The organism is Rickettsia australis str. Phillips (assembly GCF_000273745.1).
In the GTDB taxonomy this organism is placed as follows: domain Bacteria; phylum Pseudomonadota; class Alphaproteobacteria; order Rickettsiales; family Rickettsiaceae; genus Rickettsia; species Rickettsia australis.
On sequence record NZ_AKVZ01000013.1, the window covers coordinates 1 to 16,529 of the forward strand.

A 16,529-nucleotide genomic window follows, 5' to 3' on the forward strand; every position below is an offset into this window, starting at 1 on the left:
AATTTCGGAAGTAGAAAGATCAACATAACAGAGGCTAGCCGTTTCTTTATTTTTCGGTATTACGAGACTTGCTAAATAATTAGGTTCGGCTGAAGCAATTAAATTTTCTTCAATTATAGTTCCTGGAGTTATAATACGTGTAACGTCTCTAGTAACTACCGCTTTATAGCCGCCTCTATTTTTTGCCTCTTCAGGGGTTTCAAGCTGGTCACAAATAGCAACTTTATAATTTTCTTCGATTAGTTTAGTTAAGTAATGCTCAAGAGCATGATAAGGTACTCCGCACATCGCAATTTCTGCTTCACCGTTTTTACCTCTTTTTGTTAAGGCAATACCTAAAACATTGCTGGCTAAGATTGCATCATCATAGAACATCTCATAAAAATCACCCATTCTAAATAGTAGTAAACAATCTAAATGAGCAAATTTAATATCTAGATATTGTTGCATCATTTTCGTTGCAACATCGTAATTATATTTTTGTTTAAATTCTTGAAGATTCATATTAAGCAGTATTATTCATATTATGGTTTATCGAATATATAATAATGTTTCATCAAGTTAAATATATATTTTTATAGGAAATTTAATTATAATGCTGCATTATTAAATTATTTCTGTTATTATTAATTTATACTGAAAATATTTACAATTAGATCATTATGAAAGCACAACTTGTATTTCTCACTAATAGAGGGCAAATGGCAATTCCAAGTTATATTAGAGAGAAATTAAATTTATTTACCGAAAGTAAGTTAGAGCTATAGTGCAAGATAATGCTTTTATGGTAATACCTATAAATAAATCAGTTGAACACATATTTTATCAAAACCTAAAAATACTCTAACTATAGATGAAATGAATGAAATTATTAAAGGTTCTTATGATAAGAATTGATACAAATACTCTCATTCGTTACTTAATCGGGGACGATAAAGTCCAAAATATCAAAGCTATAGAATTAATAGCAAGATATTGCGGTCAAGAAAATTCAATATTTATAAATAATATAGTTATATGTGAATTAGTGTGGGTACTAGAAAAAGGCTATAAATATTCAAAAGGGCAAATAATTTCGGTATTAAAGGCAATATTTAGTACAGTTGAATTTTGTTTTGAGAATCAACAAGTCTTATGGTTATCTGTTTTAGAATATGAAAATTATAAAACAGATTTTTCTGATATATTAATAGGTAAGCTGAATATATTTAAAGATTGTAATTATATTGTTACTTTTGATAAAGCTGTAAGCGAATTAACAATGTTGAGGCTTGTGTCCACTATTTGCTCTTAGAGGCTATTGAGAAATCGTACGCAGAACCTAGCTGCAAAGAACTACATTATCGGTTAGAATTTGTTTACTAGAATAGCCTCTTAATATCATCAATATTAATAAGCTGATAACGTGTAGCTTTTCCTTGTCCAAGACGCTCTAAACGTTTTAAATTAGATAATTTTTTATTATAGACGCAACAGTTCGTGCAGGAAAACCAAGTGCATTTACAGCGTCTTTACAACTAAATTCGTTAATATATTTTGTATTAATCCAATTCCAGATCATTAGTTATTTTGCAGATAACAAATACTCTATATTATCATTTTTAATTATTTGTAATGCCCTAGTACTTTGTGATTTAACCACATTTAAAAAATCAACCAAGTGGTAATATTTTCTGATTTTGTCTTCCATGTAGCTTGAGTTTTATTAAGTGCCATGTAATAATCAATTTTATTTGCTTCAATAATGTGTTCATGAGAAATAAATAACTATGCTTTAAAAGCAATAAATTAGTTAGTAATCTACTTGTTCTACCATTTCTGTCCTGAAATGAGTGAATTGCTAAATACTCAAAAATAAAATTAGCAATAATGATTAAAGGGTGCTTAGTTTTAATATCAACCGTCCAATTGTACCAATCTATTAACTCCTGTATTTCGTTTTTTACTAAATAAGGTGGAATTGAATCAAATATTGTACCGACTACATTGCCATTATGATCTTTTGCTTCTACATGATTTGATCCAAATTTATAATTTCCTTTATGTCTTGCGTCTTTTTCACTATGAACCAACATATAATTATGTAATTTTAATATCAATGCTTCCGTAATACTAATTTCTGCATAATTATTAAAGATAAATTCAAGACACTTTAAATATCCAACTATTTCTTGCTCACCATGGTCTTAAATTTTTTAACACTTAGATTTTTATATAGACTTTCGACTTGCTAATCAGTAAGTTGATGACCTTCAATACGATTGGAGGAGCCGGTTGAAGTGATAATTACTGAACGTGTAAGACGACCTAGTGTTTGAGGTAAGATTTGTTCTGTAATAGACCAACTATTTTTTACTTCTTCAATTTCAGAAATTTTTGTATAAATTTCTTCAATTACTGAAGGATTAAGATTTAGTCTTTTATGTATACGAAAATCTTGTAGATTTATTTCACTATTTTTACATGAGTACTATGTAAAACATAGTTAGATAATGTGAGTAAAGTCAATATAATTTTTATTTTATTTTTAACAATCTAACGTTATGCCTACCGCCTTCAAATTTAGTGGTTAAAAACTTATCTATAATATCAAACACTATTTTGTGATCTATGGTTTTTGCTCCGAGTATTAAGATATTAGCGTCATTATGAGCTTTAGCGTTTTCAGCGGTTAACATATTATGGCACAAAGCTGCTCTTATTTTCGAGCTACGATTAGCGGCTATAGACATACCAATTCCTGTATCGCTAATTAAAATACCGATAGGAGCTGATTTTTCAATAATAATATCTACTACTTTCTTAGCATAATCAGGATAATCGACGGTTTGCGTATTATTCGTTCCGCAGTCATAAACCTTTAAAGATTTCTGCTCTAAATAATTGATAATTTCAGACTTAAGCTCATAACCTGAGTGATCACTAGCTATGACAATATTATAAGTTTTCATAGTTAATTTTTTGATGGAAAATAATGATAAAAATTATATACTATGTAAGATTTGTTTTCTAATGTAAATAATAGTTTTGTTCAATATATGAAATATCCTCTTGTACTGAGTATCGTTATATGTTTTTGTTTAGTTGCTTGTGTTGAACAGCCGCCTGCTCCAATTGAGTATAAAGTAGGAGATGTGACTGCAAATAATAATTCTACCGCATTAGAACATGATGAGGGGTTGATAGTTCAAAGAACTATGGAAGACGATTCCGTATCAGAAAAAGTTAGCGGTAGACTTGAAGAACCAAAGGCAAAAATTATAGAAGATGATAATGATGATATTGAGATTCCTATATCTCGGAATGAATATGAAGAAGCGATAGAGCAGTCAAACTTTGTAAAACCGTTAAACGGGGTAATTATTACGGAGTTTAAAGCCGGTAAAAGTAAAGGGATAGATATTGCCGTTAAAGAATATAGCGACGTTAAATCGATAGCAGCAGGAACGGTAATATATTCAGGTTTTAATAAACAATTCGGTAATTTAGTAATAGTTAAGTTAGATAAAGACGATTTAGAAGTAGCATATGCGAGTTTAGATGATTTGTTACTTAAAAAAGGTGATAAAATTACTAAAAATAGTGTTATCGGACATGTAGAACATAAGTTATATTTTGCGATGCGTAAAAACAAAATAGCGGTTGATCCGAGTAAATATATAGAATTTTAAATGGAAGATTTTATTATTCTTACTAAATACGGTGAACCTCAAAATGTTATAGTAAGAAGGAGTGGTAAAGCTAAAAATATAGCCATACGAATTACGCCTAAAGGTGCAGAGCTTGTATTGCCTCTTAAGGCAAAGTTAGAGAAAGGTCATAATTTTCTGTTAAGTAAAGAATATTGGGTTAGGCAGAAATTAGGTTGTAATGTAACTGTGATACCAAAGGATGAAGATAAGATTTCTATTTTGGGCAAATCTTATGAAATAATACATATTGATTCGTCTAAAAATCAGATAAAACTAAATGATTCTACGTTAGAAGTATATTGTAGTACAGTACTAAAAAAACTTAGTATAGAAGTATTTCTTAAAAAGACATTATTAGCAGAAATAAAAATAATAGTAGAGAATATATCTAAAAAACATAATTTAACTTATTCCAATATTAGAATAATGGAAAATGTTACTCGCTGGGGAAGCTGTTGTAGCAAAGGGAATCTTGCTTTTAATTGGCGAGTAGTTTTTGCTCCCTTTGCAGTACTGAAATATTTAGTAGCTCATGAAATGGCACATTTAAAAGAAATGAATCATAGTGCAAATTTTTGGGAACTAGTTGAGGATATATATCCTGAATACCAACTGGCAAAATTATGGCTAAAAAGAAACGGTAACAATTTATATAGTTATTTGTCTTAGAGTTTATCAATTAAAATAAAAAGGTAAAATGTAAATCATTTAGTCACAAATGAAGAATCTAAATATATAAATAAGCTAATTGATGAAGTTACGCTATATCATTAACCAACTTTAATAAAAGGCAAAAGAAATAATGCTATATTAATTTCTGAAGAAGATTGGGAAGATATACAAGAAACTTTACTAGTATCGTTAAATAAAAAATTAAGTGCGTCTTTACTTAAAGGTAAAAATACTCCTTACTCTGAGTGTAGTACAAAATTAGATTAGTGATAGTGTATACATTATATTATACGCATGATGCGAAAAAAGATTTTAAGAAAATTATAAAATCAAATCATAAAGAGATTTGCTTATAGTTTTTAGATTTAATAGCTCAAAATCCTTTTCAAACTCGACCTCCATATAAAAAGCTTTAGGAGTACATTCAGGGATGTATTTATGAAGAATTAATATACAACATAGATTATTTTATGAAGTTGATGAAAAAAATAAAAGAATAAAAGTATTAAAAATATGGAATCATTATTATGATAATTAAAGAATACAGAGGATAGAATGCACAACACCACAAAAAGAGTAACAGTTCCGGCACTTGAAGAAATCTTATACGAGCCTATAAAAGTGTTAGATCACGGCTTTATTAGAGTGATCGACTATATGGGGGATGATAGTGCTATAGTACAAGCGGCTCGTGTTTCTTACGGTAAGGGTACGAAGCAGTTGAACCAAGATAAAGGGCTGATAAACTATTTGCTTCGTCATTATCATACCACTCCTTTTGAGATGTGTGATATCAAGTTCCATATTAAATTACCGATATTTATTGCAAGACAATGGATTAGGCATAGAACAGCTAGTGTTAATGAATATTCGGCAAGGTACTCTATTTTAGGCAACGAATTTTATTTACCAGAACCGGCAAATATTGCTTCCCAATCTGCCGTAAATAAACAATGTAGGGAAGGGGATAGCTTACCGAAAGAAGTGGCCGAAAAGGTCATTGCAATCTTAGAGGAAGATGCTAGACAGTGCTACGTGCATTATAAGGAGCTGATGAATGCCGATGAAGATGGTAATATTATAGATGAGAATACCATAGGAATAGCAAGAGAGCTTGCTCGTATGAATTTAACTTTAAATTATTATACGGAATGGTATTGGAAAATTAATTTACATAATTTGCTTCATTTCTTAAGATTGCGTGCCGACCCTCACGCACAATATGAAATTAGAGTTTATGCCGAAAAAATGCTTGAGATAGTCAAAGCTTGGGTTCCTTTTACTTACGAAGCTTTTGAGGAATATCGTTTGCAGGGAGCAAATATTTCACGTAAAGGTTTAGGCGTAATTAAAAGAATGATAAACGGTGCAAAAGTTACCCATGAGAGTAGTGGTATGACTAAAAGAGAGTGGGAAGAATTAATGAAGATTTTTGGTTAGTTCTATGTCATTCGCGCGTAGGCGGGAATCCAGTTCTTTCCTTTGTGTCATCCCATGATTTATTCACGGGATGACAACAAAAAATTTGGATTACTGCTTCCGCAGGAATGATATACAACAACCATAACGGAATTTGATAACAAGGAGTATTTTGAGTGAGAAATATTATATATTTTATACTATTACTATTATTTAGCTTTAAAGGTTATGCACTTGAAACAATAAATATTGAGCATGCGCGAGCTGATCCTACGCCTATAGCAGTTAATAAATTTAATGCCGATAGTTCTGCTGATGACATACTGGGTAATGATGTGGTTAAAGTTATCTCTAATGATTTAAGGTTTTCGGGGTTATTCCGTCCTATTTCCTCTGCATCTTTTATAGAAGAGAAAACAGGAATAGAATATAAGCCGCTTTTTGCTGCATGGCGTCAAATTAATGCTAGCCTTTTAGTAAACGGTGAAGTTAAAAAACTAGAAAGCGGTAAGCTTAAAATTAGCTTTATATTATGGGATACATTGCTTGAAAAACAACTTGCCGGCGAAATTCTTGAAGTACCGGAAAATTTATGGCGAAGAGCAGCGCATAAAATTGCTGATAAAATTTATGAAAAAATTACTGGTGATACTGGTTATTTTGATACCAAAATAGTGTATGTATCAGAAAGCACTTCTTTACCAAAAATAAAAAGAATTGCTTTGATGGATTATGACGGTGCTAATAATAAATACCTTACCAATGGAAAGTCACTAGTATTAACCCCAAGATTTGCTCGTTCAGCGGATAAGATTTTTTATGTTTCATACGCAACTAAAAGAAGAGCTCTTGTTTATGAAAAGGATTTAAAAACAGGTAAAGAAAGCATAGTAGGTGACTTTTCTGGTATATCTTTTGCTCCTAGATTCTCACCGGACGGTAAAAAAGCCGTAATGTCAATAGCTAAAAACGGCTCAACTCATATTTACGAAATTGACCTTGCTACTAAACGGCTTCATAAATTAACTGACGGATTCGGTATTAATACCTCTCCTAGCTATTCACCGGACGGTAAAAAAATTGTATATAACTCTGATAGAAACGGTGTGCCTCAATTATATATCATGAATTCGGACGGAAGTGACGTTCAGCGTATTAGTTTCGGTGGAGGTTCTTACACTACTCCTAGCTGGTCGCCTAGAGGAGACTATATAGCATTTACTAAGATTATTAGAGGAGCTGAAGGAAAAACTTTTAATATTGGAATTATGAAAGCATGTCCCCAAGATGATGAGAATAGTGAAAGGATAATAACAAGCGGATATTTAGTCGAAAGCCCTTGTTGGTCACCTAACGGACGAGTTATTATGTTTGCTAAAGGTTGGCCGTCGAGCGCTAAAGCTCCGGGAAAAAACAAAATTTTTGCAATTGATCTAACAGGTCATAATGAAAGAGAAATTATAACACCGGCGGATGCTTCTGATCCTGAATGGTCAGGAGTGCTGAATTGATGTCATTCCTGTGAAAGTATTATTACGTGGATCATTTTATGTCATTCCCGCGGAAGCGGTAATGACATAGAGTGGGTTCTTGGATCCATGCAGCCAATGCGCAGGTCAAGACACTGGATGACAATCCAATAAGGCTTAAGCTACTTCTCTACTATGGTTTAAAATAAACTTCTTGATTTTTTCAAAAGCTGTATTTTCTATTTGTCTAATACGTTCCTTAGAAATATTATACTCATTGCTTAAAATATCTAGAGTTTTAGGAGTATCAGTTAATTTACGCTCTGTTAAAATACGAAGTTCCCTATCGTTTAAAATCTTCATAGCACTCGATAGTAACTCCCTTTTACTGGTAAAATTTTGCTTATTAATAACCATAGCTTCAGGAGTAGGGCGTGTTTCTGGTAATAGTTCTATCAGTTCTCCTGATTCTGCATCATCACTATTTATAGAGTTATTTAACGATAAATCAGGACCTGAAATTCTAGTATTCATCTCGGAAACTTCATTAACCGAAACGCCTAATTCATCTGCTATTTTTGCAAAATCATCGGTAGTAATAGCCCTTGAGTATAAATTAGTAATTTTATGCTTAACTTTATTAAGACTAAAAAATAATTTTTTTTGTGCAGCCGTTGTTCCCATCTTTACTAATGACCAAGATTTTAATATATATTCTTGTATGGCTGCTTTAATCCACCACATCGCATATGTTGACAGGCGGAAACCAAGTTCGGGATTGAATTTTTTTACTGCCTGCATTAAACCTATATTACCTTCTGAAACCAATTCGGTAATAGGAAGACCGTAAGTCCTATAGCCGCTTGCAATTTTTGCAACAAGCTTAAGATGACTTGTGACTAATTTATGTGCAGCTTGTAAATCATTCTCTTCTAAATAGGATTTCGCTAATAAAAATTCTTCTTCTTGCGTAAGTGAAGGAATTTTATTGATTTTCTGTAAGTAGTTATAAAACCCTGACTCACTAGAGATTGCTAATGCATTAATATTATTAGTCATACCAACCTTACTATTTTTCTTTATACTAACACATATATGATCTAAAATAAACTTTTTCTAGAGTATTTTTAAATAAAAGCACATAATGTCTAAAAAATCCAATAAAAATCTAGCTTTTTCCTTGCTGGGATTAATAATTAGTATGGTGTTACTAAGTTTTGCTTCCGTACCTATCTATAATTTATTTTGTAAAGTTACAGGATATGGCGGTACTACTGCAAAAGAAACGGTGAGTGTATATTCTAAGGTAAAAGGCACTAAACCTATAATTATCGAGTTTGATGCTAATGTTGATAAAGATTTACCTTGGCGGTTTATTCCAAGGCAGCAAAGAGTGCAAATTGTTCCGGGGCAGAATACTCTAGTGTTCTATGAAACGGAGAATCTAAGTAATAACGATATAATAGGCACTTCCGTATATAATGTTACTCCAAATAAAGCAGGAAAATATTTCGTAAAAATTCATTGTTTTTGTTTTGAAGAACAATTATTAAAAGCCGGCGAAAAAGTCTTAATGCCGGTTACATTTTATATAGATAAGGCTTTTGAACTTGATCCTGAAATGCAAGACATTAAAGTACTTACTTTATCTTATAGCTTCTTTAAAGTAAGAGCGCTATATACTCGCTGAATTTGAAAATTGGCTACGTCGTCTTGTAAGTCCTCCGGTCCTCTAAGTAATACGCTGCGGTCCTTCGGCTTACAGACTCTTTGCTCTTTGCCAAATTGAGCTGCGTATACCAACTCTTCATTTACTTAAAGTATAGCTGTTACCTAGTTCGCTTGACCACAGTATGACAACGGAGTGTTTTTCAAGAACCATGCAGACAAAGCCCATCATTGATGTTCTATAACCCACTTACGTAGCCTAACAATCGGCGGAGTGTTTATAAGAGTAGTGGAAGGTAAAACTTTACCGTTAGTATTAAAATTAATTATAGGATCTATACCGTATATGCTATACCATGGCTTTAATGGTGAGCTATTTGAATATTTACGGTGAAACCAAGATAAGAAAGGTGCTGTTTCTTCATATTCTATTACTTTAACCGATTGTGGATTTTTGTGATATATAAGGCTAAGTACCGATTGGTCGGAATGATGCCATTTATATTCATCATAATTAGGATGAATATTATAATCTTTGCCTGAAAGAATTCTAATATCTTCACAATTTTTTAGCCATTTTTCAATAAAAGAACGAGAAAGCTTGGTATTACGCACAACAATAACGGCACTCCAAATATGATCGTCATTTCTACATTCTTCGTTTAGACAATCCATTAAGGCAAAGGTTTCACCTTTAATAAAACTACCGTTTTTACGATCGCGATCATGTACTAGTAATATCTCATTATCGCCTAAAAGATTTGTTAAACTACTGATATGCTTTTTAATAACAAAAGCTGAATCTAAATATACTATAATAGCTCCTTCCGGTGCTTTTTTCATTGTTTCAAGTATAATGTAAGGTTTCCATAGCCATAAACCAGCTCCTGCAGGCTCATTAAAAATTTCTTGATTTTTCTCTATAAACACTTGAGGTATATGCTTTTTCTTATAGTTCAATATGAAATCTATACCTTTATTAATTGCATAATGAGTGGTTACATTTTGATTACGATAAACATACTCCGGACCGTCGGCATAAGAAACTAAATAAATAGGTTCTTTTATAGAATTCTGAATAGATAAATCTACTTTTTGTAATGATAAGTCATTAATAAAACCTTGATGTGCATATTCTAAGATAATAAGTAGAAAATAAATTAGAGCTAATGTAATAATCGTTTTGTATAATATTTTAAATAACATATGATTTTTGAGTTCTTTAGTCTATGTCATTGTAAGGAGGTATTGCCTGCATGAACCAAAAAACTGTGCGATGTCATTCCCGCGCGGGAATGACATCGGAGTGTTAATCAACCTTACCAAGCAATCCTTTTGAGACAACGCCGATTATATCAATTATAGCATTTTAATATATTAAAAGATAGTGTTGTAATTTAATTATAAATTTAGTATAATTTGCTGTTTGTTTAAGGTTGATATGATTAATTTAGGGGATAAGCAGTCTACTATAGTTGTTGCTATGTCAGGCGGGGTTGATAGTTCGGCAGTTGCCGCCATGCTGCACGAGCAGGGACATAATGTTATAGGTATCACCTTGCAGTTATATGATCACGGTATGGCAGTAGGGAAAAAAAATGCCTGTTGTGCCGGTCAGGATATTTACGATGCTAAAATGGTAGCAAATAAGCTAGGTATTCCCCATTACGTACTTGATTATGAGAGCAAATTTAAAGAGTCGGTAATAGATAATTTCGTCGATAGCTATTTACATGGCGAAACACCGTTGCCATGCGTGCAATGTAATAAATCGATAAAGTTCAGGGATCTAATTAAAACGGCTAGAGAGCTTGGAGCAGCTCAGCTTGCTACCGGTCATTATGTACGAAAAGTAAACGGCGATAACGGAGCGGAGTTACATACAGGACTTGATCCGGTAAAAGATCAAAGTTATTTTTTATTTACGACCAATAAAGAGCAATTGGAATATTTAAGTTTCCCTCTAGGAGGGTTTACTAAGAATGAAACACGAAAGCTTGCTAGTAAATTTGGGCTTGAGGTAGCAGATAAGCCCGACAGCCAAGATATTTGTTTTGTACCTGACGGAAATTATAAGAGCGTAATAAATAAAATACGTCCAAATAGCAGTGAAAGCGGTAAGATTATTCACATAAACGGGTTTGCGCTAGGAGAGCATAGCGGTATAATTAACTACACTATAGGGCAACGTCGTGGGCTTGGTATAGCTTATAACGAGCCTTTATATGTAGTAAAGATTGATCCTAAGGACAATATAGTATATGTAGGACCTGAGGCTGCATTACATGTGCAGGAATTTATAATTAAAGATGTGAATTGGCTTGCAGATGAGATTAAAGATAACGAAAAGCTAGAAGTAGCCGTTAAAATCCGCTCAACAAGACCGCCTCGTTTAGCCGAAATAAGTAAACTCGGTGATGATAAAATGAAGATAAGATTTTTATCAGAAGAAAAAGCCGTCGCCCCTGGGCAGGCATGTGTTATTTATGCTGGTGAAAGAGTACTCGGCGGCGGATGGATTACTAGAGATATAAGGTAGATTATACCTTGTTGTATGGCTCTTTAAAAGCATTTGATGTCATTCCCGCCTACGCGGGAATGATAGATCACTCACTAAAACAGGAGAAACTAATGAGTTTTTTAAGGAAGAAAAGTTTTGAATCAGTAAAAGAGATAGGTAGCTCAAGCGGTCTTAGTAAGACGCTTGGAGCATTAGATTTAATATTACTAGGTCTTGGTGCAATGATTGGTACTGGCGTATTTGTCGTGACTGGTATAATTGCGGCTAAATATTCAGGACCTGCGGTAATGTTATCTTATGCAATTGCAGGTATTACCTGTATCTTTGTAGCACTTGTTTATACTGAGCTTGCTGCAATGCTTCCAACTTCAGGAAGTATCTATACTTATTCCTATGTAGCATTCGGCGAAGTATTTGCTTGGATGATTGGTAGTGTTATAATATTAGAGCTAGGCGTTGCTGCAGGAATAGTAGCTGCAGGCTGGTCGGGCTACGTACAAGGAATATTAGCAGCAGGCGGAATCAATTTACCGAAAGAATTAACTACCGTACCGACAAACGGCGGTATAATAAATTTACCGGCATTTTTAATCTCGGTATTTATTGGATTTATTTTATATTTAGGGACTAAAGATAGTAAGCGACTAAATGCAATTTTAGTTTTCATAAAAATGATTGCAATATTTGTATTTATAATTGCTGCTGCTCCTCATTTCGATGCTACTAACTGGAGTAACTTTATGCCTTTCGGCTTTAGTAATGTTTTAGTAGGTGCATCTATTTTATTTTTAGCTTTTACAGGCTTTGGAACGATTGCAACTGCAGCTGAGGAATGTAAAAATCCAAAACGTGATATAATGATCGGTATTATCGGCTCGCTTGTTCTAACTACTATAGTTTATGTAACAATGGCAGGGCTTGTTACCGGTATTGCACCTTTTGACCAATTAAATAACGACCAACCGCTTGCTTATGCTTTAACTATCAATAATAGCAAGATTGGCTCTGCTATCGTGGCAACCGGTGCGGTTTGCGGTATGATGACGGTGTTGATGATGAATATTTACGGTACTTCTCGTATTTTTTATGCTATTGCACGTGACGGTTTACTACCGAAAAGTTTTGCAAAGTTGCACCCAAAATATGACAGTCCGTATATTACGATTATAATATTTGCTTCTTTATCCGCTATCCTTGGAGGATTTTGTTCTACGGAATTATTAACGCAATTCACTTCAATGGGAGCATTAATTGATTATATAACCGTTACAATAATAGTAGTATTATTTAGAGTAAAGCTACCTGATGCTCAAAGACCTTTTAAATGTCCTTTAGTATTTATTATTGTACCGTTTATTTTAATTGCTTGTGCATATTTACTATTTATTCAAATATATGACGGTGAATTTAATTTATTAATGGCAGGTCGTGCATTAATATATTGGTTTATTACGATATTTGTTTTATATACTATAAGATCGTTTTTTATGAAGAAGGAACAAAGTTAGTATTTTTCAGTGTCATCCCACGACTTGATCCGTGGGATCCAGTATTTTTTAATTTTTTTGGATACCGTGGTTAAGTCATGGTATGACACCGAGCGGTTTTTTCGCTACATGCGAGATGACATTAATAAAACCACAAAATTAACCAAATGACTGAAAAGCTGCAGCCACTTCGAGGAATGAAAGATCTATTGCCGGATGATTATAAAGTCCACGACTATATAATTAACAAAGCAAGAGATGTTGGAGTATTCTACGGATATAAGCAAATGAGTACTCCAATACTCGAGTATACCAAGGTTTTTAACCGCTCGATGGGTGAAAGTTCTGACGTAATAAGTAAAGAAATCTATAGTTTTCTAGATAAAAGCAATGAATCTGTAGCTCTTAGACCTGAATTTACGGCCGGTATTATAAGAAGCTTCATCTCAAATAGTTTGCAGCACAAGCTACCTCTTAAACTTTTCTCTACCGGTCCTGTTTTTCGTTATGATAGACCGCAAGCAGGGCGTCAACGTCAATTTCACCAACTGAATTATGAATATATCGGAGCTAAAGGAGCTATTACTGATGCTGAAACTTTGAAGTTAGCGATAGACATACTTAAAGCACTCGCAATAGAGCAGGATACTCTCTTGGAGCTTAACTCTCTTGGATGTAGTGAATCAAGAAGTGCTTATCAACAAAAGCTGGTAGAATATCTAAATGATTTTAAAGATCAATTATCGGAAGAAAGCAAAATAAGGCTGATTAAAAATCCAATGCGAATACTTGATTCTAAAAGCGAAATTGATCAAAAAATAGTTGCTGATGCTCCGATTTTATCTGAATATTACACTGATGAATCCAAAGAATATTTTGATGAGTTAATAAAGTATCTAGACATTTTAGGTGTGAAATATAGCATAAATCCACGTTTGGTTAGAGGGCTTGATTATTACTGCCATACTGCTTTTGAATTCACTACAAAAAAGCTTGGGAGTCAATCTACTATTCTTGCCGGTGGTCGATATGACGGGCTTAGCCGAATCATGGGTAATAATGATGATGTGCCGGCTATCGGTTTTGCTGCCGGTATTGAGCGTATTGCTTTAATGCGAGAATATAATATATCTGAAGTAAAGCCGGTATTTGTATTACCTATAGGCGTAAATAATATTACTTACGCTTTAGAAATTGTAGATAAATTGCGTTCACAAAATATTGCTACTATTATAGAACCCTTAGGTAAAATAGCTAAAAGGATGCAGCGTGTTCTTAATGAAAATGCTAAATTTATTATTTTTATAGGTGATGCAGAACAAGCAAATAATAGCATCAAACTTAAAGATTTAGAAAAACAAGAAGAATATATAGTAGATTTTGCAAAAGCTTTTGAGTTATTGAAGAAATATTAAATATTTATAACTTTTCTAAAACCTTTTCAATTATTCCTGAATTTAACCACTACATCTAAAAATATGATTATTATAAACGATTTAGCCATGAGTTATGGTGCGAGAATACTATTTACTGAAGTAAATTTGTATATTAAAAATAATAAACGATATGGTTTAGTAGGTGCTAACGGAGCAGGTAAAAACAACTTTTTTCAAAGTTTTAACTAAGGAAGAAGAGCCAGCTTTCGGTGATATTAATATATCTAAAAACTCTAAAGTAGGTTGTGTAAAACAAGATCAATTTCTTTATGAAAATACTAAAATTATAGATACGGTAATAGCAGGAAATAAGGAGTTATGGAAAGCTTTACAGGAAAAAGAAGAGATATTAAAACGGCAAGAATGTAGTGATGAAGATGGGTATAAGCTTGGTGAACTTGAACAATGATGGTTATACTGCTGAAATTTTTGCGGCTAGCTTGCTTGTAGGTCTTGGGCATAGCCGAAAAATATCATTATGAACCGCTTTCTGCGTTGTCAGGAGGTTATAAACTTCGTGTATTACTCGCACAAAGTTTATTTAATAATCCCGATATTTTACTACTCGACGAACCGACAAACCATCTTGATATTATTTCGATATATTGGCTTGAGAATTATTTAAAAAACTCTTTTAAAGGAATATTAATTTTTATCTCACATGATTTAGCTTTTTTAAATAATGTTGCAACAGATATTTTGGATATAGATTATGGAGAAATAAAACTATACGTAGGTAATTATGATAATTTTGTTCAGGAAAAGCAGATAATAGCTGCTCAAAAGTTAAGCGAGCGAAATTTCTTAGAAAAGAAAATAGAAAATATACAGGCTTGGGTTGATAAATTTAGAGCAGGGACAAGAGCAAGGCAAAGTGCTTCCCGAGAAAAGCAGCTAGCAAAAATAGAATTACCGGATATACAGAAATCTTCAAGAATTAGTCCGCTATTTAGATTGAAACAACTAAGAAATTCAGGAAAATTAGTATTAAGAATGGATCAAATAACTAAACGTTTTGAGGATAAACAAATATTAAATAAAGTTAGTTTTAACGTGTCAAGAGGAGAAAAAATTATTATTATCGGTGCAAACGGTATAGGTAAATCTACTTTATTAAAAATTTTAGTGAATAAAATAGCAGCAGATCAAGGTAGTTATGAGTGGGAGTACGAATCACAAATATCTTATTTCGTTCAAGACCATCATGAGCTACTTAATGAAAATATTAGTATTATTGATTGGCTTAGAAAGCAATCTGGAAAGGACACGGAAAATACTATTAGAAATACGCTTGGACAAGTATTGTTCCGTAGTGATGAAGTAAATAAACATGTTTTAAGTCTAAGCGGCTGGTAGGGTGCAAGGTTATTACTTGCTAAAATGATGCTAGAAAAAAGTAATACTTTGGTTCTTGATGAACCGACAAATCACCTTGATATAGAGTCACGCGAAGCTCTTAAAAAAATCTCTCATTGATTTTGAGGATACGGTAATATTAGTAACACACGATCGTGATTTTGCAAAATCCATAGCAACAAGAATTATTGCTCTTTTCCATAAGAAAAATATTGTTGATTTTAAAGGTAAATATGATGACTATTTTGAGAAATACGGTAATGATTATTTAAGTTCTGCTATTAAATTATCCTAAGTTTTAGGATTGTCATTGTAAGCTGGCATTGTTGCGTGAACGCTGATGTCATTCCAGCAACGGTGAGAATCTAGCATAAAGCGAGATAAATCGAGCTTTTAATTTTAAAAACTTATTGTGTATAACCTTTAAAGTACTGGGTTCCCGCTTTTGCGGGAATGACATAAATGTTACTCCACATTATAAAACTCTAAATGATGATCAATAAGCTTTTTTACTGCCTCATGATTACCGTGGTCATCAAAATTTAATAATAATCCTTGTTCATTAAAATATAATTTACTTGTGAATAAGCGATCCTCGCGATGATCTTTAACTTCAAAGATACTGTTCTTAATAAGTTTAACTCCATTTACTCCGTGTTTGTGGATATATTATTCCTTTTTTTAAAGCAGAGATAAAAGGTATAATTTTACTTTTATCAAAAATATTATAGAGTTTTTTAGACATTGTACCGTAACAATCGAATTCTCTATATTTACCTCGGAGTATAGCAGTGCCTTGTGCTACTTCT

General features: G+C 32.7%; 16 protein-coding genes and 1 pseudogene. 12 read left to right on the forward strand and 5 right to left on the reverse strand.

The annotated features are described in order from the left end of the window. The coding region (locus A452_RS08970; RefSeq protein WP_458692630.1) for a MutS N-terminal domain-containing protein at positions 1-504 on the reverse strand (504 nt) is incomplete at its 3' end. A gap of 158 nt (positions 505-662) precedes the next feature. On the opposite strand from A452_RS08970, the gene A452_RS11750 reads away from it, so the two are divergent. Continuing rightward, positions 663-767: an AbrB/MazE/SpoVT family DNA-binding domain-containing protein gene (locus tag A452_RS11750; protein WP_014412959.1), complete on the forward strand. Its 105-nt coding sequence runs from the start codon at positions 663-665 to the stop codon at positions 765-767. Positions 768-883: 116 nt separating this feature from the next. Beyond that, positions 884-1,294: a PIN domain-containing protein gene (locus A452_RS0101735; RefSeq protein WP_014412958.1), complete on the forward strand. Its 411-nt coding sequence runs from the start codon at positions 884-886 to the stop codon at positions 1,292-1,294. Positions 1,295-1,652: 358 nt separating this feature from the next. On the opposite strand, the gene A452_RS11755 is transcribed toward A452_RS0101735, so the two are convergent. Both A452_RS11755 and rpiB read right to left on the reverse strand, forming a co-directional pair. After that, positions 1,653-2,099 (reverse strand): Fic family protein, encoded by a 447-nt coding sequence (locus A452_RS11755; protein WP_231289968.1) that lies wholly within the window; start codon positions 2,097-2,099, stop codon positions 1,653-1,655. A gap of 417 nt (positions 2,100-2,516) precedes the next feature. Continuing rightward, positions 2,517-2,951: a ribose 5-phosphate isomerase B gene (gene rpiB / locus A452_RS0101750; protein ID WP_014412956.1), complete on the reverse strand. Its 435-nt coding sequence runs from the start codon at positions 2,949-2,951 to the stop codon at positions 2,517-2,519. Between the two features lie 51 nt (positions 2,952-3,002). On the opposite strand from rpiB, the gene A452_RS0101755 reads away from it, so the two are divergent. From A452_RS0101755 to tolB, 4 genes are all read left to right on the forward strand, one after another. Then, positions 3,003-3,671 carry a murein hydrolase activator EnvC family protein gene (locus A452_RS0101755; protein WP_014412955.1) on the forward strand — a complete coding sequence of 223 codons (669 nt, stop codon included), beginning with the start codon at positions 3,003-3,005 and terminating at the stop codon, positions 3,669-3,671. Beyond that, positions 3,672-4,361, forward strand: a complete 690-nt coding sequence (locus A452_RS0101760) for a M48 family metallopeptidase (RefSeq protein ID WP_014412954.1) — start codon at positions 3,672-3,674, stop codon at positions 4,359-4,361. A 558-nt stretch (positions 4,362-4,919) separates the two neighbouring features. After that, positions 4,920-5,804 (forward strand): FAD-dependent thymidylate synthase, encoded by an 885-nt coding sequence (thyX, locus tag A452_RS0101765; RefSeq protein ID WP_014412953.1) that lies wholly within the window; start codon positions 4,920-4,922, stop codon positions 5,802-5,804. Positions 5,805-5,959: 155 nt separating this feature from the next. Next, positions 5,960-7,294: a Tol-Pal system beta propeller repeat protein TolB gene (gene tolB, locus A452_RS0101770; protein ID WP_014412952.1), complete on the forward strand. Its 1,335-nt coding sequence runs from the start codon at positions 5,960-5,962 to the stop codon at positions 7,292-7,294. Positions 7,295-7,429: 135 nt separating this feature from the next. Here tolB and rpoH read toward each other — a convergent pair whose 3' ends face one another. Continuing rightward, positions 7,430-8,311: an RNA polymerase sigma factor RpoH gene (gene rpoH, locus A452_RS0101775; protein WP_014412951.1), complete on the reverse strand. Its 882-nt coding sequence runs from the start codon at positions 8,309-8,311 to the stop codon at positions 7,430-7,432. Between the two features lie 85 nt (positions 8,312-8,396). On the opposite strand from rpoH, the gene A452_RS0101780 reads away from it, so the two are divergent. Continuing rightward, a complete protein-coding gene (locus A452_RS0101780; protein ID WP_014412950.1) occupies positions 8,397-8,942 on the forward strand; it encodes a cytochrome c oxidase assembly protein in 546 nt (181 codons plus the stop codon). 206 nt (positions 8,943-9,148) lie between these two features. On the opposite strand, the gene A452_RS0101785 is transcribed toward A452_RS0101780, so the two are convergent. Then, the gene (locus A452_RS0101785) at positions 9,149-10,126 is read right to left on the reverse strand and encodes a glycosyltransferase family protein (protein ID WP_014412949.1); all 978 of its coding nucleotides are present in this window, start codon (positions 10,124-10,126) and stop codon (positions 9,149-9,151) included. 235 nt (positions 10,127-10,361) lie between these two features. Here A452_RS0101785 and mnmA point away from each other — a divergent pair, with 235 nt between their 5' ends. The 5 genes and pseudogenes from mnmA (at position 10,362) to A452_RS11765 (ending at position 15,720) form a co-directional block, all read left to right on the forward strand. Next, positions 10,362-11,459, forward strand: coding sequence for a tRNA 2-thiouridine(34) synthase MnmA (mnmA, locus tag A452_RS0101790; RefSeq protein WP_014412948.1), 1,098 nt, complete (start codon positions 10,362-10,364; stop codon positions 11,457-11,459). 92 nt (positions 11,460-11,551) lie between these two features. Then, on the forward strand, positions 11,552-12,949 hold the full coding sequence (locus tag A452_RS0101795) for an amino acid permease (protein ID WP_014412947.1): 1,398 nt from the start codon (positions 11,552-11,554) through the stop codon (positions 12,947-12,949). Between the two features lie 146 nt (positions 12,950-13,095). Further along, a complete protein-coding gene (gene hisS / locus A452_RS0101800) occupies positions 13,096-14,343 on the forward strand; it encodes a histidine--tRNA ligase (RefSeq protein ID WP_014412946.1) in 1,248 nt (415 codons plus the stop codon). A 63-nt stretch (positions 14,344-14,406) separates the two neighbouring features. Then, a pseudogene (locus A452_RS12720) lies at positions 14,407-14,680 on the forward strand (ATP-binding cassette domain-containing protein); the annotation flags it as partial. 137 nt (positions 14,681-14,817) lie between these two features. After that, positions 14,818-15,720, forward strand: coding sequence for an ABC-F family ATP-binding cassette domain-containing protein (locus A452_RS11765; RefSeq protein WP_017208487.1), 903 nt, complete (start codon positions 14,818-14,820; stop codon positions 15,718-15,720). The last annotated feature ends 809 nt before the right edge of the window (positions 15,721-16,529 follow it).

Coding starts and splice junctions, on each gene's coding strand:
- A452_RS11750 (WP_014412959.1), top strand. CDS start 663: ATGAAAGCACAACTTGTATTTCTCACTAATAGAGGGCAAATGGCAATT.
- A452_RS0101785 (WP_014412949.1), bottom strand. CDS start 10,126: ATGTTATTTAAAATATTATACAAAACGATTATTACATTAGCTCTAATT.
- A452_RS0101735 (WP_014412958.1), top strand. CDS start 884: ATGATAAGAATTGATACAAATACTCTCATTCGTTACTTAATCGGGGAC.
- A452_RS0101760 (WP_014412954.1), top strand. CDS start 3,672: ATGGAAGATTTTATTATTCTTACTAAATACGGTGAACCTCAAAATGTT.
- mnmA (WP_014412948.1), top strand. CDS start 10,362: ATGATTAATTTAGGGGATAAGCAGTCTACTATAGTTGTTGCTATGTCA.
- thyX (WP_014412953.1), top strand. CDS start 4,920: ATGCACAACACCACAAAAAGAGTAACAGTTCCGGCACTTGAAGAAATC.
- A452_RS0101795 (WP_014412947.1), top strand. CDS start 11,552: ATGAGTTTTTTAAGGAAGAAAAGTTTTGAATCAGTAAAAGAGATAGGT.
- rpiB (WP_014412956.1), bottom strand. CDS start 2,951: ATGAAAACTTATAATATTGTCATAGCTAGTGATCACTCAGGTTATGAG.
- hisS (WP_014412946.1), top strand. CDS start 13,096: ATGACTGAAAAGCTGCAGCCACTTCGAGGAATGAAAGATCTATTGCCG.
- rpoH (WP_014412951.1), bottom strand. CDS start 8,311: ATGACTAATAATATTAATGCATTAGCAATCTCTAGTGAGTCAGGGTTT.
- A452_RS0101780 (WP_014412950.1), top strand. CDS start 8,397: ATGTCTAAAAAATCCAATAAAAATCTAGCTTTTTCCTTGCTGGGATTA.